Raw genomic sequence first — 18,955 nt, 5'->3', positions numbered from 1 at the left:
TTGACCCGTTGCACGCCGTCGCTTGCGGCGGCCGGTTTGAAGCGCGATATGACGTTCCCGTGACCCTGAAAAGCGAAATCGCTGTCCGGAACACCCAAGGACATGCGGAACTCCCCAGCGAAAAAACAATTGACGCAAAACTGTTTTTTCACGATAAAAGACATTATCTCTAAACAGGCGCGTGTCAATCCGTCCGCGCATCCCAGGATCACCCAGGAAACCGCCCGTGAACGCCTCCAACTGCATCCTCCTGTCCCCCGCCGACAATGTCGCCGTCGCCAACGGCCGCATCGAGATCGGCACCGTGCTGCCGGGCGGCGCCGTCGCCGCCGCTCTGATCGAACCTGGCCACAAGGTGGCGATCAAGCCGATCGCCGCCGGCGAGGCCGTGATCAAATACGCGCAGGCGATCGGCCGCGCGACACAGGATATTGCAGCGGGCGAGCACGTTCATTCGCATAATCTGGTTTTCGAATCCGGCCGCTTGCCGGTCGTGCCGCCGAGCGAGGCCGAGCACGCGACGGAAGCGGACCGCGCCCGCACCTTCATGGGATATCGCCGCGCCGATGGCCGCGCCGGCACACGCAACTTCATCGGCATCGTCGCCAGCGTCAATTGCTCGGCCACCGTCTGCCATTCGATCGCCGATACCGCCAACCGAACCCTGCTGCCGAAATATCCCGGCATTGACGGCTTCGTGCCCATCGTTCACGGCCAAGGCTGCGGCATGAGCGCCACCGGCGACGGCATGATGGTGCTGCACCGCACGCTTGCCGGTTATGCCCGCCATCCGAATTTCGGCGGCGTGCTGATGGTCGGCCTCGGCTGCGAGGTCAATCAGCTCACCCTCTATGGCCAGAAGGGCGTCGCTGCCGGCAAACGCCATTTCAACATCCAGGACGCCGGCGGTTCGCGCAAATCGGTCGAAAAGGCGATGGGCGTGTTGGCCGAGATTGCCGAGGAAGTCGGCCAGCTGAAGCGTGAGCCGATCCCGGTCAGCGAGATCGTCGTCGGCCTGCAATGCGGCGGCTCCGACGGCATGTCGGGCATTACAGCCAATCCGGCGCTGGGTGCTGCCGTCGACATCCTGGCCGGCGTCGGCGGCATCGGCATCCTCTCCGAGACGACGGAGATCTACGGCGCCGAACATCTGCTCGCCTACCGCGCGGCAACGCCGGAGATCGCGCAGAAGCTCGATGGCTTCGTGAAGTGGTGGGAAGATCACGTCGCCAAGCACGGCGCCTCGATCGACAACAACCCCTCGCCCGGCAACAAGCGCGGCGGCCTCACCACCATCCTGGAGAAGTCGCTCGGCGCGGTCGCCAAGGGCGGCCAGACACCGCTCAACGGCGTCTTCGGCTATGCCGAAAAGGTCACCGGCAGTGGCTTGGTGTTCATGGACACCCCCGGCTACGACCCGGTCTCGGCGACCGGCCAGGTGGCGGGCGGCGCCAACATCATCGTCTTCACCACCGGCCGCGGCTCCTGCTTCGGCTGCCGGCCGACACCGTCGATCAAGGTCGCCACCAACTCGACCATGTACCATCAGATGGAAGAGGACATGGACGTCAACTGCGGCGTCATTGCCTCCGGTGAAAAGACAATCGCCGGCATGGGCCGGGAGATCTTCGAACTGATCGTCGAGACGGCTTCCGGCCGCAAGACCAAGAGCGAGGATTTCGGCTATGGCGACAACGAGTTCGTGCCCTGGCACCTAGGTGCGACGCTTTAGTTTCCACTGATATCTGAAGATGGCCAGGCCGGACAATGGTCGGGAACGGGGAGGTTTTCGCATGAACAAGCGCCGCATCGGTCGCACCGCGCTCGAGGTCACCGAGGTCAGCTTTGGCGGCGCAGCGCTCGGCGGCCTCTACCGCGCCTGTCCTCGCGAAGCCGCGATGGAGACGCTGCAAGGCGCCTGGGAAGCCGGCCTGCGCTATTTCGACACCGCACCCTTCTACGGTTTCGGCCTGTCGGAACGACGCTTCGGGGACTTCCTGCGCTATAAGCCGCGCGATTCCTACGTGTTGTCCACCAAGGTCGGCCGCCTGTTCCGCCCGGTGCCGGATGATCATGTTCCCGATCACTCCTATGTCGATCCGCTGCCCTTCGCGCTCGACTATGACTATTCCTATGACGGCATCATGCGCTCGGTCGAGTTCAGCTATGCCCGGCTTGGCCTGAACAAGATCGACATCCTGTTCGTCCACGATATCGGCGCTTACACGCACGGCGTCGAGAAGACCAAGCTGCACTTTCGCGATCTGATGGATGGCGGCCTCAAGGCGCTCGAAGAGCTGAAGCGATCCGGCGTCATTTCCGCCTATGGGCTCGGCGTCAACGAGGTGCGGATCTGTCTCGACGTGATGCGCCGGGCACCGCTCGACTGCATCCTGCTCGCCAGCCGCTATTCCCTGCTCGATCGCAGTGCCGAACCGGAGTTGCTGCCGCTGTGCCGGGCGCAACAAACGTCCTTGGTCATCGGCGGCGTCTTCAACTCCGGCATCCTTGCGACCGGGCCGGTGCAGGGCGCGCATTTCGATTACCGCCCTGCCAACCATGACGTGCTCGACCGCGTCGGCGCGATGGAAAGGATCGCCGCCGAGGGCGGTTATCCGCTGGCCGCCGCCGCGTTCCAGTTCCCGCTGCGTGAACCAGCGGTCGCCACCGTGCTGACCGGCACCGCCAAGCTGGCAAACCTGACGCGCAACCTCGAACTGCTCGACTTCGACGTGCCGGAGGCGGAATACGCCAGATATCGCCCCTATACGCTGGTGCAGGAGCTGGCGTGAAATTCGCATCCACCCCAGTGAACAATGCCCAGGGCTCACATTCTTGCGATCCCAGGAAAGAATGAACATTCCATATTGACGAAGATGTGGAATTAATATTCCATGCATTCGCGGAACGGAAACGGAAGCGCTTGACGACGGCAAGGGAGGAGCAGCGCGATGGATTTGCCTCTGCCAGCCTTCGCGATGACTCGTCAAACACCGCTTGCATCGGCTGGTTCGATGCACTATCAAAACATCGCAACTGTTTTTTATTGATAAAGTTCTGTTTGGGCCACGCCTATCCGGACGGAGCTTCCGTGACGTTCACCGGGCGACTTAGGGAGGAACCACATGAAATTCGTGACCAGCATTCTCAACCGCCGCGCCGTCATGGCGCTGGCAGCAGCTTCGATGCTCGCCGGCGTCATGCATTCGGCGCCGGTTTCGGCGGCGGACGTGACCATTCCGATCATCGTCAAGGACACCACGTCCTTCTATTGGCAGATCGTTCTGGCCGGCGCCCGCAAGGCCGGCAAGGATCTCGGCGTCAATGTGCCGGAGCTCGGCGCCCAGGCTGAAACCGACGTCAACGGCCAGATCTCGATCCTCGAGAACGCCGTCGCCGGCAATCCGGCCGCCGTCGTCATCGCGCCGACCGAAGCCAAGGCGCTCGGCAAGCCGATTGACGAGGCCGCCACCAAGGTCAAGGTCATCGGCATCGACTCCGGCGCCGACTCCAAGGCCTTCACCTCGTTCCTGACCACCGACAATGTCCAGGGCGGCCGCGTCGCTGCTGACGGTCTGGCCGCAGCCATCGGCGAAGCCAATGGCGGCAAGATTGAAGGCAAGGTCGCCTTGATCACCGCACTTCCCGGCGCCGGCTCGCTCGAACAGCGCGCCCAGGGCTTCAAGGAACAGCTCAAGGCAAAATATCCTGGCCTCGAGTTGGTCGCCGACAAATATGCCGACGGCCAGGCCACGACCGGCCTCAACATCGCGACCGACCTGATCACCGCCAATCCGGATCTGAAAGGCATCTTCGCTTCCAACCTGATCATGGCGCAGGGCGTTGGACAGGCGATTGCCGAGAACAACCTTTCCGGCAAGGTCGGATTGGTCGGCTTCGACAGTGACGAGAAGCTGATCAAGTTCCTCAATGACGGCGTCATCTCGGCTCTCGTCGTGCAGGATCCCTACCGGATGGGCTACGACGGCATCAAGACCGCGCTCGCCGCCTCGAAGGGGGAAAAGGTCGAGGCCAATGTCGACACCGGCGCCAATCTGGTGACCAAGGCCAACATGAAGGACCCGAAGATCGACGCGCTGCTCAACCCGAAGCTCTAAGCCGTCGCATTAAAATCGTCTCCGGGGCGCAGGCCCCGGAGACTTCCGCTGCCGGCACAAACGGCTTGGCAATCCACAAGCCTGGGCTAGGCTGTTTTCGAGGCATATCCTTGCCTCGCCGCGTGCCAATCGTGCGGCCAATCTGGGAGGATTGTCATGATTTCGACGGCGCAGGAACTGCATCCGGCACCCGTGCTGGAACCGGGGCGGACCATCCTCGAATTGCGCGGGCTGGAGAAGCGTTATCCCGGCACCCACGCGCTCAAGCCGGTCAACCTCGCCTTCAAGTCCGGCGAGATCCACGCCATCGTCGGCGAGAACGGCGCCGGCAAGTCGACCCTCATCAAGCTTTTGACCGGCGTCATGCCGCGCACCTCCGGAGAGGTCATCTGGGAGGGCCAGCCGGCTGCTCTGGCGACGCCGCATGAGGCCATGGCGCTCGGCATCAACGCCGTGCACCAGGAAGTCGTACTCTGCCGGCACCTAACCGTCGCCGCCAACATGTTCCTCGGCGAGGAGAATTCCCGCTTCGGCATCCTGCAGCAACGCGCCATGGTCAAGGAAGCGCAGAAGATCATCGACGATCTCGGCTTCGACCTGCCGGCACACGTCACGCTCGGCGACCTGACCATCGGCCAGCAGCAGCTGATCGCCGCCGCCCGCGCCACAGTGCGCGGCACCAAATTCCTGATCTTCGACGAGCCTACCGCCTACCTCACCCGCAAGGAGACTGATCAGCTCTTCACCCTGATCCGCCGGCTGAAGGGCGAGGGCGTGACGATCATCTACATCAGCCACCGTATGGAAGAGGTGTTCGAACTCGCCGACCGTGTCTCGGTACTGCGCGACGGCACGCTGGTCGGCACCCGCAACATCACCGAGACCAACGACGCCGAGCTGGTCAAGATGATGATCAATCGCTCGATCGAGCAGATCTATCACAAGGAACATTTTACGCCCGGCGCGGCGATCCTCCAAGCCACGAACCTCTCCGGCAAGGGGTTCGAAAATGTGTCGATGACGGTCCGCGCCGGCGAGATCGTCGGGCTCTACGGCCTGATCGGCGCCGGGCGCAGCGAGTTCGTCACCACGCTTTACGGCCGCCACCGTAAATCGGCCGGCCAGATTCTCTGGGAAGGCAAGGAGGTTCAGGTCAATTCCGAGCATGACGCGATCAAGCTCGGCATGGCGCTGGCGCCGGAAAGCCGCCGCGACCAGGGCCTCTGCCTCAACCTGCCGGTCGGACTCAATCTCAACCTGCCGATCTACAAGCGCATTTCGAACAACCTGCTGATTTCGAGCGCGCAGGAAAAGACGCAGGCCGATCGCCAGATCGCCGATCTGCGCATCAAGACACCGACGCGCGGCGCGCTGGCGTCCAGCCTGTCGGGCGGCAACCAGCAGAAGATCGTCATCGGCAAATGGCTGGCCCACGGCGCCAAGCTGTTCATCTTCGACGAGCCGACGGTCGGCGTCGATGTCGGAACCAAGGCCGAGATCTACCGTCTGTTCGGTGCGCTGCTGTCGAAGGGCGCAGGCATCATCCTGATCTCGTCCTATCTGCCGGAAGTCTACGAACTCGCCGACACGCTGCATGTGTTCCGGCGCGGCAAACTGGTGGCGACGCACGGGTTTCGCGCCGCCAGCCACGAGGACATTCTCACGCAGGCGCTCGCCGAGAAACAAGAAAAGCAGGGAGGACAGATATGAGCACCGAGGCGATTGCTGTCGAAAAGCCGAAGCGCAACTATAACGTCCTGTTTGGGCTGACGCTTTTGGCGTTGCTGGTGCTGCTGTGGATCGTGCTTTCAGTGGCGACGCCGAGCTTCGCCTCCGGCAACAACATCGCCAACCTTTTGCGCCAAGGCTCGATGATCGCCATCATGGCGGTCGGCCAGACCTTCGTCATCATCACCGGCGGCATCGACCTGTCCGTTGGCGCCGTTGTCGGCTTCGCCACTGTCGTCGTCGCCATGATGATCAATGCCGGCTTCCCGATCTGGCTCGCCATTGTGGTGACATTGCTGGTCGGTGTCGCCATAGGCATGTTTCACGGCTTCGGCATAGTCAAGATGGGCCTGCCGCCTTTCATCATCACGCTGGCGACGCTGACCTCGCTGCGCGGCATCGGCCTTTTGATGACCAACGGCAATTCGATCAACATCAACAGCGACACCTTCACCGCGTTCTCGCGCAGTTCCTTCATCGGCATCCCCAACCTGTTCTGGATGGTGATCCTGGTCGGCATTCCGGCGTATATCTTCCTGCATCACAGCCGCTGGGGCCGGTACCTGTTTTCGGTCGGCTCCAACGCCGAGGCCTCGCGCCTGTCCGGCGTCAATGTCCAGCGCACCATCTACATGGCCTACACGCTGTCCGGCCTCTGCGCGGCCTTCGTCGGCGTGCTGCTTGCCGCCCGCATCGGCATCGGCAACCCGACCCAGGCCGAAGGTTGGGAGTTGCAGGCGATCGCTTCGTCGGTGATCGGCGGCACCTCGCTGTTCGGTGCCGTCGGCTCGGTTCATGGGCCGCTGCTTGGTGCCTTTATCCTGGCCACCATCAACAACGGCGCCAATCTGCTCAACGTCAACTCGTTCTGGCAGCGCATCATCACCGGCGCGCTTATCATCATCATCGTCTACTTCGACGGGCTGCGCCGTCGCGGCAAGTAGGCCGAACCCAAATCGGTCGCCGGCCCGACATGACTGCCGGGCCGGCGATTTCACTACAGACTGGAATTGCGCATGAAAGCCGTCGTCTGCCGCTCGCCCGGTGACCTTGTCCTGGAAGACCGTCCAGCGCCCGGCGCGCCACCTGCCGGCTGGGCACTGGTGGCCGTCAGCCATGTCGGCATCTGCGGCACCGACTACCATATCTTCGAGGGCAAGCACCCGTTCCTCGCCTATCCCCGCATCATGGGCCATGAAGTGGCGGGAACAATCGTCGAGACCGGTGAAGGTGTCGATCTTGCCGTTGGCGAACCGGTCGTCATCAACCCCTATCTTTCCTGCGGCAAGTGCATCGCCTGCCGGCACGGCAAGCCGAATTGCTGCGTCAGGATCGAGGTGCTCGGCGTGCATCGCGACGGCGCCATGTGCGAACGCATCCTGGTGCCGGCGCAAAATCTCTATCCCACCAATGGCCTGTCGCTGGCGGACGCCGCCGCCGTCGAGTTCCTGGCCATCGGCGCGCATGCCGTGCGGCGTGCACGCGCCGATTCCGGCGCACGCACGCTGGTCATCGGCGCCGGCCCGATTGGGCTCGGCACCGCCATCTTCGCCCGCATCGCCGGTCTCGATGCGACGCTGCTCGACATGAGCAGCGAAAGGCTCGCCTTCGCCGCGAACGAGCTTGGCTTCCAGACCCTCGACGGCTCGCGCGGCGCGGTGCCCGATCTGGTCAAGGAGGCGACATCAGGCGAAGGTTTCGATGTGGTCTTCGATGCCACCGGCAACACCCAGTCCGTGCAGTCGGCCTTCGCCCATGTCGCGCATGGCGGAACATTGGTGCTGGTCAGCGTCGTCAAGGACGACATCAGCTTTTCCGATCCGGAATTCCACAAACGCGAGATGACGCTCATCGGCAGCCGCAACGCGTTGCGCGCCGACTTCGATCACGTCGCCGCCTCGATCCGCAACGGCGCCGTGCCGCTGGCCAAGCTCGTCACCCACCGCACCACGCTGGCCGGCACGCCGCACGATCTCGCCCGCTGGGCGCACGAGAAATCCGGCCTGATCAAGGCCGTGATCGAGGTGGGGTCATAACATGGCAGGCGGTGAACCCGGTCCGAATTGACGACGCCCCGCGCAGATCGAAGCCGGTTCTCAAATGCGCCGACGCTGACAGGTGAGCGCGACCGAACTGGCCTGATATCAGCGTGAGTCAGATAAATCACAGTCTCGTATAAGGTCGGCACTCCCTACAGAGCTGACAATTTGAGTTCGATGCGCTCGGCCGGGAAGCGCGACTCGGAAAACTGGATCGGCTGGCCGTCCGGCGTGACATTGACAGCGACCGTGACCAGCACGATGGCGCCCGGCTGCAGGTCGAGGTCGGCAAGGTCCGCCGCATCGGCATGGCGCGCCGACAGCACGGTCGATTGCCTGAGATAATCGTCGATGCCGAAACGGGCCAGCGACGCGGTGATCGAACCGGTCTCGGCCATGGCGGCATCGATGCCGGCAAAGCGCCTGGCATCGAACCAGCCGGCAGCGCGCGACACCGGCCGCCCATCGGCTTCGCCGCGCGTTTCCAGGCGGATCACGTCGGCCCCCTTGGCGAGCCCCAGCCCCTCGGCAACGCGCTGGCTGGCCGGCTCGACCGAGGAGGCAAGCAGGACGATGTGCCGTTCCGACGTCTGCCCTTGCAGGCCTGTCGAAAAGCGTGTGCGCGCGCCGATCGGATAGGACAGCCGCTTGCGCGACCGCACGAAGGTGCCACGCCCCTGCTCGGCCCGCAGCACCCCTTCCTGCACAAGGGCTGATATGGCGCTGCGCACCGTGTGGCGGTTGACGCCATAGCGCTCGGCCAGTGCCACCTCCGGCGGCAGCGCTGCGTTTTCGGCGAAATCGCCGATGGCGATCGCCTGTAGGATCTTGTCGGCGATCTGCCGCCACAGCGAAACGCCGCTGCGTCGCTCGATGCTGTCCGCTGCCAGCCGCCCGACCATTGATTGCCCCCAGCCTTTTAGCCCTGTCATCCACCCGTCATGGACTCGCGCTAAATAATGGGTATAATTTGTATAGTTGTCTATATCAATAGACAAATTTGGCACAAGGACTATTGCTCATGCGAGGACAGGAAGCCCGCGACCAGGCCGAGCGCAAGGCCGCCATGGCAACACTGGCGCAATCCAGCGGCGATGACATCGTGCGGCTCTGGAACGAGGCTAGACTGCCTTCGGAAGCAGAACTGCTGCGCGGCCCCGAAACCGGCCTAGTCACCGTGCGCGGCCGCATCGGCGGTGGCGGCGCGCCCTTCAATGTCGGCGAGGCGACCGTCACCCGCGCCACCGTCCGGCTACCATCCGGGCAGGTCGGCCATTGCTATGCGCTTGGCCGCGACAAGCAGAAGACAAGGCTTGCGGCCATCGCCGACGCACTGTGGCAGGACCCGGCCCGCCGCAACGAGGTCGAAACCAGGCTGATTGCCCCTCTCCGGTCGGCCCTGACCACCGCCCATGAAAAACGCCGCGCCGAGACGGCGGCAACGAAGGTGGATTTCTTCACCATGGTTCGCGGAGAAGATTGATGGACATCGCAGCCCAATCGATAGACGGCGGTTTCGCCGATCCGGTCTTCAACGCACAGACCGTGTTCCGCGCCGTCATGGACGCAATGGCGCGGCCGGGCAGCGTGCAGCCGCTGCCGGCCTTCGCCCGCCCGCCGGCGCCGCTATCGGCAACCGCCGGCGCCATAGCGTTGGCGCTGTGCGACAACGACACGCCGCTCTGGCTCGACCCGGCTTTGCAGGCTTCCACTGCCATCAAACCCTGGCTCGGTTTCCACACTGGCGCGCCACTGGCCAACACGCCGCCCGATGCGCATTTCGCGTTTGTTGCAACGCCAGCCGAGATGATGGCGCTCGACGGCTTTTCGCAGGGCACGCAGGATTATCCCGACCGCTCGGCCACGCTGATCCTGCAGATCAGCGATCTCGTCTCCGGCATGCCGCTGTTGCTCGAAGGGCCCGGCATCGAAACCAGCGCCACGATCGCGCCGGCACAGATGCCGCGCCATTTCGTCGAACAGTGGAAGCAGAATATCAAGCGCTTTCCGCGCGGCGTCGACATCATCCTCGCCACATCGGACGGCATTGCCTGCCTGCCGCGCACCACGCGCATCAAGACGATGGAGGCGTAAGATGTATGTCGCGGTAAAAGGCGGCGAGGCCGCAATCGCCAACGCCCACAGCCTGCTTGCCGACCGCCGCCGTGGCGACCGTTCGGTGCCGGCCCTTCGCCTCGACCAGATCGTCGAGCAACTGGCGCTCGGCGTCGACCGGGTGATGAGCGAAGGCTCGCTCTATGACCGCGAACTGGCGGCACTCGCCATCGTCCAGGCGCGCGGCGACATGATCGAAGCGATCTTCCTGGTGCGCGCCTATCGCACCACGCTGCCGCGCTTTGGCTACTCCAAGGCGATCGACACCGCCAACATGCTGGTCGAGCGGCGCGTGTCGGCGACCTACAAGGACCTGCCCGGCGGCCAGCTGCTCGGCCCGACCTTCGACTATACCCACCGGCTGCTCGATCCCGAGCTTGCCGCCGGAGGTGACGTCGCCGAACCGCTGCAGCGCGAGACGGAAGCGCAAGCCATGCCGCGCGTCTCGGCGATCCTCGCCCGCGAGGGCCTGATCGAGCCGGATGGAGAGATGCCGCAGGATCACGTCCCCGGCGACATCACCCGCGAGCCGCTGGAATTCCCGATGGCCCGCGACATCCGCCTGCAGGCGCTGTCGCGCGGCGATGAGGGATTCCTTCTGGCGCTCGGCTATTCCACCCAGCGCGGCTATGCCCGCAACCATCCCTTTGTCGGCGAGATCCGCATCGGCGAGGTCGAGCTGGAGCTCGACGTGCCCGAACTGCCCTTCGCGGTGCCGCTCGGCATTGTCCGCGTTACCGAATGCCAGATGGTCAACCAGTTCAAGGGGTCGGCCAAGGCGCCGCCGCAATTCACCCGCGGCTACGGCCTCGTCTTTGGCCAGAGCGAGCGCAAGGCGATGGCGATGGCGCTGTGCGACCGCGCTCTTCGTGCGACAGAACTCGGCGAGGATGTCGTCGCGGCCGCCCAGGACGAGGAGTTCGTCATCTCGCATTCCGACAACGTCCAGGCGACCGGCTTCGTCGAACATCTGAAGCTGCCGCACTATGTCGACTTCCAGGCCGAGCTCGACCTCGTGCGCCGCATGCGCGCCGAATACGACGCCCGCGAAAACCCGGCGAAGGTCGAAGAGAAGCGGGAGGCCGCGGAATGACCGCTCAACCGACAGACATCGCCACCTACAACTTCGCCTATCTCGACGAACAGACCAAAAGGATGATCCGCCGGGCGATCCTCAAGGGCATTGCCATTCCCGGATATCAGGTGCCGTTCGCCTCGCGCGAAATGCCGATGCCCTATGGCTGGGGCACCGGCGGTGTCCAGGTCACCGCCTCGATCATCGGCCCCGACGACGTGCTGAAGGTCATCGACCAGGGCGCCGACGACACCACCAATGCGGTGTCGATCCGTGCCTTCTTCAAGAAGGTCGCCAATGTCGCGGTGACCACCGATACCGCCAGCGCGACCATCATCCAGACCCGCCACCGTATTCCCGAACATCCGCTCACCGCGGGCCAGGTGCTTGTCTACCAGGTGCCGATCCCCGAACCCCTGCGCTTCCTCGAACCGCGCGAGACCGAAACGCGCAAGATGCATGCTCTGGAGGAATATGGCCTGATGCACGTCAAGCTCTATGAGGATATCGCCAGGCACGGCCGCATCGCCACCACCTATGCCTACCCGGTCAAGGTCGAGGGCCGCTATGTGATGGACCCGTCGCCGACGCCGAAATTCGACAATCCCAAGATGCACCGCTCGCCGGCACTGCAGCTGTTCGGCGCCGGCCGCGAAAAGCGCATCTATGCGGTGCCGCCCTTCACCGCTGTGGTCAGCCTCGACTTCGAGGATCATCCGTTCGAAGTGCAGACCTTCGACCAGCCCTGCGCGCTGTGCGCGGCCGAGAACGTCTATCTCGACGAGGTCATCCTCGACGACCATGGCGGCCACATGTTCGTCTGCTCCGACACCGATCACTGCGAGAAGCGGCGGGCGGACGGCCATCGCGGCCATCTTGCCCCTGAAACCCATCTTGCCCCAGGAAACAGGGAGCCGGCGCAATGACCGACGAACCGCTGCTGCGCGTCTCCGCGCTCTCCAAATTCTACGGCTCGCGCGTCGGCTGCGACAACGTCTCCTTCGACCTGTGGCCGGGCGAGGTCCTGGCTGTCGTCGGCGAGTCCGGCTCCGGCAAGACGACATTGCTCAACTGCCTGTCGACGCGGCTGCTGCCGAGTTCCGGCACCGCCAGCTACCGCATGCGCGACGGCCAGTTCCGCGAGCTCTACCGCATGAGCGAGGCCGAGCGCCGCTTCCTGATGCGCACCGACTGGGGTTTTGTCCACCAGAACCCCGCCGACGGCCTGCGCATGACGGTGTCGGCCGGCGCCAATGTCGGCGAGCGGCTGATGGCGGTCGGCGACCGCCACTACTGCAAGATCCGGGCCACCGCCGTCGACTGGCTGTCGCGCGTCGAGATCGACGAGGACCGCATCGACGACGAGCCGCGCGCCTTTTCCGGCGGCATGCGCCAGCGCCTGCAGATCGCTCGCAACCTCGTTACCGGGCCACGGCTGGTGTTCATGGATGAGCCGACAGGCGGCCTCGACGTCTCGGTCCAGGCGCGCCTGCTCGACCTGCTGCGCGGTCTGGTCACCGATCTTGGTCTGGCGGCGATCGTCGTCACCCACGACCTCGCCGTGGCGCGGCTTTTGTCGCAGCGCATGATGGTGATGAAGGACGGCCGCGTCGTCGAAAGCGGTCTCACCGACCGCGTGCTCGACGATCCGCGCGCGCCCTACACCCAGTTGCTCGTTTCCTCGATCTTGCAGGTGTAAATCATGCCAACGCCGCTTGTTGTCTCAGACGTCGCCAAGAGCTTCACCATGCATCTGCGCGACGGCATCAAACTGCCCGTCGTCGCCGGCGTCTCGTTCTCGATCAGGGCCGGCGAATGCACCGTGCTCGGCGGCCCGTCCGGCACCGGCAAGAGCTCGATCCTCAAGATGCTCTACGGCAACTATGCCGTTGACGAGGGCCAGATCATCGTCAGCCATGATGACGGGCTGATCGACCTTGCCACCGCCAGCCCGCGCACCGTGCTTGCCATACGCCGGCAAACGATCGGCTATGTCAGTCAGTTCCTGCGCACCGTGCCGCGGGTCTCGGCGCTCGGTGTCGTCGCCGAACCGCTGGTCGAGCGTGGCGAGGACCGCGAGATTGCCCGCGGCAAGGCACGCGCTTTGCTGGCGCAGCTCAACCTGCCGGAGAAACTCTGGGCATTGCCGCCTGCGACCTTCTCCGGCGGCGAGCAGCAGCGCGTCAACATCGCACGCGGCTTCATCACCGAGCACCCGATCCTGCTGCTCGACGAACCGACAGCTTCGCTCGATGCCAGGAACCGCGACGTGGTGATCGAACTCATCGCCGCCAAGAAGGCGGCGGGTGTCGCCCTGCTCGGCATCTTCCATGACCACGACGTGCGCGAGGCGGTTGCCGACCGCATCATCGACGTCACCGCTTTCGCTCCCGGAAAAATCGCCGCATGACCAGGAAGCTCTCGGAAGCGCCGCTGGTCCACCCGACGGCGGACGTGCAGAACTCGACCCTCGGCCGCTGGACCGAGATCGCCGACCGCAGCCGGGTTTCTGAGAGCGAACTCGGCGACTATTCCTACATGATGCAGGACTGCGCCGTCTGGTGCGCCACGATCGGCAAGTTTTCCAACATCGCGGCAAGCGTACGCATCAACGCCACCAACCACCCGACCTGGCGGCCGACGCTGCACCATTTCACCTATCGCGCCTCGGATTATTGGGACGACGCCGAGCACGAGAGCGAGTTCTTCGCCCAGCGCCGCGCCAGGCGGGTCAACATCGGCCATGACACCTGGCTCGGCCATGGCTCGACCATCTTGCCCGGCGTCACCGTCGGCGATGGCGCCGCAGTCGGCGCCGGCGCCGTCGTCTCGAAGGATGTCGCCCCCTACACCATCGTCGCAGGCGTGCCGGCCAAGCCGATCCGAGAGCGCTTCGACCGCCGCACAGCCGAACGCTACCAGGCGCTTGCCTGGTGGGACTGGGACCATGCCAGGCTACGTGCCTGCCTAGAGGATTTTCGGGAAATGTCCGCCGAGGCGTTTTTGGAAAAATACGAAGGATAGTTCTTCACATCATCGTCATGGCAGCCGCATGGGAGGACCTGTTCGATGACTCTCTCAAGCTCTTCGAGCAGCAGGCTCCCGTGATCGAAAGCAAGGCTACGGCCTTCTGCAACTTCAGGGACATGAAGCGCTTCGAGGGACTCCTGGTCCCCGGCCGGCCGTAGCCCACACCTGTGGAGCGTAACAAAACTGACATCACCGCGACACGGCAGGTTCATGTGGCTGCGTTAGGCGAGAGCCTGACGATCAATATGATCCGGACTGGAACCTGCCCATGCCAGCAATTTCTGCCACGCTCGAAATCCGCGGTGTCACCCGACGATTTGGCAAGAACACTGCCGTCAACGACATCAACATCGCGATCCCGCAGGGTCAGATGGTTGGCATTATCGGCCGTTCGGGCGCCGGCAAATCAACCCTTCTTCGCATGATCAACCGTCTCATCGATCCCAGCCAGGGGTCGATTTTTTTTGACGGCGCCGAGGTCTCCCAGTTGCGCGGCTCGCCGCTGCGGCGCTGGCAGCGCGACTGCGCCATGATCTTCCAGCAGTTCAACCTGGTACCACGCCTCGACGTGCTGACCAATGTGCTGCTCGGAAAGCTGAACCACCGTTCTACCATCACCAACCTGTTCGGCATGTTCTCCCGCGCCGAATGCGCCGAGGCGGTCGCGGCACTCGAGCGGCTCGATATCGCCCGCACCGCGCTGCAGCCCGCCGGCACCTTGTCGGGCGGGCAGCAGCAGCGCGTCGCCATTGCCCGGGCCATGATGCAGCAGCCCAGGGTTATTCTCGCCGACGAGCCGATCGCCTCGCTCGATCCTCTCAACGCCAAGGTGGTGATGGATTCGCTGCAGGACATCAATTTGCGCGAAGGCATCACCGTCGTCACCAATCTGCATACGCTGGATACCGCCCGCACCTACTGCAACCGCATCATCGGCATGGCCGCCGGCAAAGTCGTCTTCGACGGCCCACCGGAAGAGCTCAACCGCGAGGCCGTGCGCCTCGTCTATGGCGCCGATAGCAATGGCCAGGAAATCTCAGAGGCCATCACCTCGACCAGCGTTGCCTTCAGCCGAAAGATCGCCGCATCCGCCGGACCGCTCGAACCCGCATTTCCGGGATATTGAGTCCATGATCCCGAAAAGTGGAATCCGGTTTTCTAGGACAAACGGGAACCCGTTTTGTCCGGAGATCATGGACAAACAAGAGAGCGGTCGGGATCGCCAGCCCACGTCAAGGGCACAGTCAAACTCAAGAACGCTGCCGGCGCGGGGCCGGAACCTACAGGAGAGATATCAGATGTTCAGGAAGATGGTTTTCAGCGCCGTTTCGGTGCTCGCCATGGCGACCAGCATGGCCCACGCGGCCGATATGAAGGAATTTCGCGTCGGCATTCTCGGCGGCGAAAACGAAACCGACCGGCTGCGCAACTACCAGTGCCTCGCCGACCATTTGAAGACCGAATTCGGCTTCGAAAAGGTCTCGCTGTTCCCCGCCGCCGACTATGATGGCGTCATCCAGGGCCTGCTCGGCGGCACGCTCGACTTCGCCGAACTCGGCGCTTCCGGCTACGCCAGCGTCGTTCTCAAGGATCCGAAGGCGGTCACCCCGATCCTCACCACTCAGCAGACCGACGGCGCCACCGGCTACTATTCGATCGGCCTGGCGCTGAAATCCTCCGGCATCACCGACATCAAGTCGGCGAAGGGCAAGAAGCTCGGCTACGCCGATCCGGATTCGACCTCCGGCTATCTGATCCCGCTGACCCAGATCCCGAAGGACACCGGCGCTTCGAACGAAACCTTCTTCGCTTCGACCCAGTTCAACGGCGGTCACGAGAACAACGTGCTAGCCGTGCGCGACGGCAAGGTCGACGTGTCGGTGGATGATTCCTCCGGCATCGGCGACTTCAAGGACGGCTACACCTCCGGCACCTTCCACAAGGAAGTCGCCAAGGGCGCCGTCGACCCCAACGACTTCGCCGAAGTCTGGCGCTCGGGCCTGATCCCGAACGGCCCGCTGGTCGTGCGCACCGCGCTCGGCGACGACATGACCGCCAAGCTCGCCGACTTCTTCACGCAGCTGCCCAAGAAGGACAAGGCTTGCTTCGAAGGCGTCGAAGGCGGCGATTTTACCGGCTACGTCCCAGTGAAGGCAGACTTCTACAACGTCATCGTCGAAGCTCGTAAGGCAGCCATCGGCGGCTAACGGCAAAAATCAGGAAGGGCGGCGTCGAGAAAACGCCGCCCTTCTTGCATGTCCGATCATGACCCTTTCCGTGACAGCCCCTTCCGGCACCACTCACCAGATGGCCGACGCCTGGCGTCGCCAGACGTCCTTGCGCCGGCTCTACACCGCCATCGGTGTCGGCCTGCTCATTGTCGCGCTCGGCGGCACCATGTGGTTCGCCGACGAGGCCAATGCCGGGCATTTCTTCGACCGGCTGCCGCATTTGCTGGATTTCCTGAGCTGGCTCGTCCCCAAGGACTGGAACGATGTCTGGCGGGCGATGTTCGACATCGCTTCTCCGCATGACACCGGCACCCAGGAATTCAACTTTCCGCTTGGCCGCGCCTATGTCTGGGGCAGCTTCTACATCCCCGAATATTTCGAATTGATGCTGACCACGCTCAACGTGGCGCTGGTCTCGACCTTCATCGGCTTCGTCTTTGCCGTGCCGTTTTCCTTCATCGCGGCGCGCAACCTGACGCCGCATCCGGTGCTGCGGCTGATCGTCAAGCGCTTCATGGAGTTGCTGCGCGCCTTTCCCGAGATCGTCATCGCCGGCCTGTTCGCGGCCATCGTCTCGATCGGCCCGATCGCCGCCATCATCGCCATCGGCCTGCATTCGATCGGCGCGCTGGGCAAGCTGTTCTACGAGATCAACGAGAACATCGACATGCGCGCCGAGGAAGGCCTGAGGGCGGTCGGCGCCAACTGGTTCGAGCGGGTGCGCTTTGCCGGTCTGCCGCAGGTGCTGCCCAACTTCATGTCCTACACGCTGCTGCGCGTTGAAATAAACGTCCGCATTTCCACCATCATGGGCGCGGTCGGCGGCGGCGGCATCGGCGAGGAACTGAAACTGTCCATCTCGCGCGGCTTTGGCGCCAAGACGATAGCCTTGGTGCTGCTCCTGTTCACGACGATCTTTATCGTCGACCAGTTCTCCGCCTGGTTGCGCCGCAAGCTAATCGGCGAGCAGGCTTTTGCTGTGAGTCCGTGAATGACGACGATGACCGCCGATGAAATCCAGTCGATCGAGGAGCGCTTTCCGCAGGTGTTCAAGCGGCCGTTCCAGAAACGCTTCGGGCCGCTGCTGTTGCTCGGCGGGATCTTTTTCTACCTTCTCTACGCACTGTGGTTCTTCAATCTGCCGCAGGTGATGCGGGAATCGCACTGGGAGCGCCTGCCGTTGTTCCTGACCCAGTGGATCAGCTACGACGTGCAGCCGATCTTCCGCCTCGATGAGCCGCAGATCACCGCCAAATACCCACGCTTCTCGGTGCTCGGCCCGAATCCAAATCCGGACTGGGTCAAGACCAATCCGAATGGTTCGGTGACGATCCTGATCGACGGCACCACCAAGTCGATCACCTTCAACAAGACTCAAGCGACGATAATTGCCAACGGTGAGACCGTTGCGGTCGGGCTAGGCACCGGCAAGCCGCTGATCTCCGGACCGGTTCCCGGCTGGATCACGGCGCATGAGGACGAGGTCGTCGCCGACATGGGCTTTGCCGGCGAGGCCCGCGTCGCCGTTGATCGCGTCAGGGTACGCAAGCGCTTTCTCGGCTGGCCGAATTTCATCTTCGACACGCGATCGCCCTTTTTCGGCAAGTCGCCAGGCGAAGTCGCTTCGCTGATCGTCTCAGGGCCCGAACTCAAACCCGGCATCTCCAACCTGGCGCTGGCCGGCGACAACATCTGGAACAACGCCCAGTGGCAGCATGGCGATGTCTGGACCAAGCTCGTGCAGACCATCGTCATGGCCTTTCTCGGCACCTTGCTTGGCGGCATCGTCGCCTTCCCGCTCGCCTTCTTCGCCGCCCGCAACATCACACCCAGCCGGCTGGTCAACCAGGTGCTCAAGCGCTTCTTCGACTTCATGCGTTCCATCGACATGCTGATCTGGGCGCTGTTCTTCACCCGTGCCTTCGGGCCGGGACCACTGGCGGGCAGTGCGGCTATCTTCTTCACCGAGATCGGCACGCTCGGCAAAACCTATTCCGAGGCGCTGGAGAACATCGACGACAAGCCGCGCGAGGGCATCATCTCGACCGGCGCCAACGGCCTTCTGGTGCAGCGCTACGGCGTGCTGCCGGAAGTGGTGCCGGTGTTCATCAGCCAGACGCTCTACCAGTGGGAATCCAACACCCGCGGCGCGACCATCATCGGCGCCGTCGGAGCCGGCGGCATCGGCCTGAAGCTATGGGAAGCGATGCGCACCAACTCCAACTGGGCCAACGTCTTCTACATGGTGCTGCTGACCCTGGTCGTAGTGTTCGTCTTCGACAACATTTCCAATTTCCTGCGCCGCCGGCTGAGCCAGACCATCCACGACTACAACAGGATCCAGGCCGAGCAGGGGTGATCAGCGGCTGCCGTCTCATGAGAAGTCGGCGGGACAGCACCCCCCTCTGTCCTGCCGGACATCTCCCCCGCAAAGGGGGGAGATCAGATGTCCGTCGGCCTTCGCTAGTCTCCAGCGTTGGAAGGAAGGCGCCGACAGCGGAACTGCCAATCTCCCCCCTTGCGGGGGAGATGTCCGGCAGGACAGAGGGGGGTGTGAAGGAACGCGGCGGCAGGTGTTGGGCGGCTTTGCTCAGTCCCATATAAGGAAGGCGCCTACGC

General features: G+C 63.6%; 18 protein-coding genes. 17 read left to right on the top strand and 1 reads right to left on the bottom strand.

Annotated features, from left to right (window positions below; genetic code table 11):
• Positions 1-226: 226 nt before the first annotated feature.
• The 6 genes from NKH02_RS19080 to NKH02_RS19055 all read left to right on the top strand — a co-directional run bounded on the left by NKH02_RS19080 (position 227) and on the right by NKH02_RS19055 (position 7,882).
• Positions 227-1,732 (top strand): UxaA family hydrolase, encoded by a 1,506-nt coding sequence (locus NKH02_RS19080; protein ID WP_352870016.1) that lies wholly within the window; start codon positions 227-229, stop codon positions 1,730-1,732.
• A gap of 61 nt (positions 1,733-1,793) precedes the next feature.
• A complete protein-coding gene (locus NKH02_RS19075; protein ID WP_352880703.1) occupies positions 1,794-2,792 on the top strand; it encodes an aldo/keto reductase in 999 nt (332 codons plus the stop codon).
• Positions 2,793-3,125: 333 nt separating this feature from the next.
• Positions 3,126-4,118, top strand: a complete 993-nt coding sequence (locus tag NKH02_RS19070) for an ABC transporter substrate-binding protein (protein WP_352870020.1) — start codon at positions 3,126-3,128, stop codon at positions 4,116-4,118.
• 156 nt (positions 4,119-4,274) lie between these two features.
• Positions 4,275-5,828 (top strand): sugar ABC transporter ATP-binding protein, encoded by a 1,554-nt coding sequence (locus NKH02_RS19065; protein WP_352880702.1) that lies wholly within the window; start codon positions 4,275-4,277, stop codon positions 5,826-5,828.
• Positions 5,825-6,790 carry an ABC transporter permease gene (locus tag NKH02_RS19060; RefSeq protein WP_352880701.1) on the top strand — a complete coding sequence of 322 codons (966 nt, stop codon included), beginning with the start codon at positions 5,825-5,827 and terminating at the stop codon, positions 6,788-6,790. The genes NKH02_RS19065 and NKH02_RS19060 overlap by 4 nt, the downstream gene beginning before the upstream one ends.
• 72 nt (positions 6,791-6,862) lie before the next feature.
• Positions 6,863-7,882 carry a zinc-binding alcohol dehydrogenase family protein gene (locus NKH02_RS19055; RefSeq protein WP_352870026.1) on the top strand — a complete coding sequence of 340 codons (1,020 nt, stop codon included), beginning with the start codon at positions 6,863-6,865 and terminating at the stop codon, positions 7,880-7,882.
• Between the two features lie 155 nt (positions 7,883-8,037).
• Here the strand turns inward: NKH02_RS19055 and phnF are convergent, their stop codons facing one another.
• Positions 8,038-8,787: a phosphonate metabolism transcriptional regulator PhnF gene (gene phnF, locus NKH02_RS19050; RefSeq protein WP_352870047.1), complete on the bottom strand. Its 750-nt coding sequence runs from the start codon at positions 8,785-8,787 to the stop codon at positions 8,038-8,040.
• Between the two features lie 119 nt (positions 8,788-8,906).
• Between phnF and phnG the strand changes: the two genes are divergently transcribed.
• From phnG to phnE (NKH02_RS18995), 11 genes are all read left to right on the top strand, one after another.
• A complete protein-coding gene (phnG, locus tag NKH02_RS19045) occupies positions 8,907-9,368 on the top strand; it encodes a phosphonate C-P lyase system protein PhnG (protein WP_352880699.1) in 462 nt (153 codons plus the stop codon).
• Positions 9,368-9,979 carry a phosphonate C-P lyase system protein PhnH gene (gene phnH, locus NKH02_RS19040; protein WP_352880697.1) on the top strand — a complete coding sequence of 204 codons (612 nt, stop codon included), beginning with the start codon at positions 9,368-9,370 and terminating at the stop codon, positions 9,977-9,979. The genes phnG and phnH overlap by 1 nt, the downstream gene beginning before the upstream one ends.
• A 1-nt stretch (position 9,980) precedes the next feature.
• Positions 9,981-11,093, top strand: a complete 1,113-nt coding sequence (locus NKH02_RS19035; RefSeq protein ID WP_352880695.1) for a carbon-phosphorus lyase complex subunit — start codon at positions 9,981-9,983, stop codon at positions 11,091-11,093.
• Positions 11,090-12,001 (top strand): alpha-D-ribose 1-methylphosphonate 5-phosphate C-P-lyase PhnJ, encoded by a 912-nt coding sequence (locus tag NKH02_RS19030; protein WP_352880694.1) that lies wholly within the window; start codon positions 11,090-11,092, stop codon positions 11,999-12,001. The genes NKH02_RS19035 and NKH02_RS19030 overlap by 4 nt, the downstream gene beginning before the upstream one ends.
• The gene (gene phnK, locus NKH02_RS19025) at positions 11,998-12,774 is read left to right on the top strand and encodes a phosphonate C-P lyase system protein PhnK (protein WP_352880692.1); all 777 of its coding nucleotides are present in this window, start codon (positions 11,998-12,000) and stop codon (positions 12,772-12,774) included. The genes NKH02_RS19030 and phnK overlap by 4 nt, the downstream gene beginning before the upstream one ends.
• A gap of 3 nt (positions 12,775-12,777) precedes the next feature.
• Positions 12,778-13,485 carry a phosphonate C-P lyase system protein PhnL gene (gene phnL / locus NKH02_RS19020; protein ID WP_352880690.1) on the top strand — a complete coding sequence of 236 codons (708 nt, stop codon included), beginning with the start codon at positions 12,778-12,780 and terminating at the stop codon, positions 13,483-13,485.
• Positions 13,482-14,099 (top strand): DapH/DapD/GlmU-related protein, encoded by a 618-nt coding sequence (locus NKH02_RS19015; protein ID WP_352880688.1) that lies wholly within the window; start codon positions 13,482-13,484, stop codon positions 14,097-14,099. Before phnL ends, NKH02_RS19015 begins: the two co-directional genes overlap by 4 nt.
• A gap of 274 nt (positions 14,100-14,373) precedes the next feature.
• On the top strand, positions 14,374-15,231 hold the full coding sequence (gene phnC / locus NKH02_RS19010) for a phosphonate ABC transporter ATP-binding protein (protein ID WP_352870039.1): 858 nt from the start codon (positions 14,374-14,376) through the stop codon (positions 15,229-15,231).
• 172 nt (positions 15,232-15,403) lie between these two features.
• Positions 15,404-16,312 (top strand): phosphonate ABC transporter substrate-binding protein, encoded by a 909-nt coding sequence (gene phnD / locus NKH02_RS19005; RefSeq protein ID WP_352880686.1) that lies wholly within the window; start codon positions 15,404-15,406, stop codon positions 16,310-16,312.
• Positions 16,313-16,370: 58 nt separating this feature from the next.
• Positions 16,371-17,327: a phosphonate ABC transporter, permease protein PhnE gene (gene phnE, locus NKH02_RS19000; protein ID WP_352880684.1), complete on the top strand. Its 957-nt coding sequence runs from the start codon at positions 16,371-16,373 to the stop codon at positions 17,325-17,327.
• A complete protein-coding gene (gene phnE, locus NKH02_RS18995; RefSeq protein ID WP_352870043.1) occupies positions 17,328-18,695 on the top strand; it encodes a phosphonate ABC transporter, permease protein PhnE in 1,368 nt (455 codons plus the stop codon). It begins immediately after the preceding gene.
• Positions 18,696-18,955 lie beyond the last annotated feature (260 nt).

The organism is Mesorhizobium sp. M1396 (assembly GCF_040317725.1).
Lineage (GTDB): Bacteria > Pseudomonadota > Alphaproteobacteria > Rhizobiales > Rhizobiaceae > Mesorhizobium.
The sequence above is the reverse complement of the archived record's forward strand: the minus strand, read 5'-3'. Positions and strand labels throughout refer to the sequence as shown.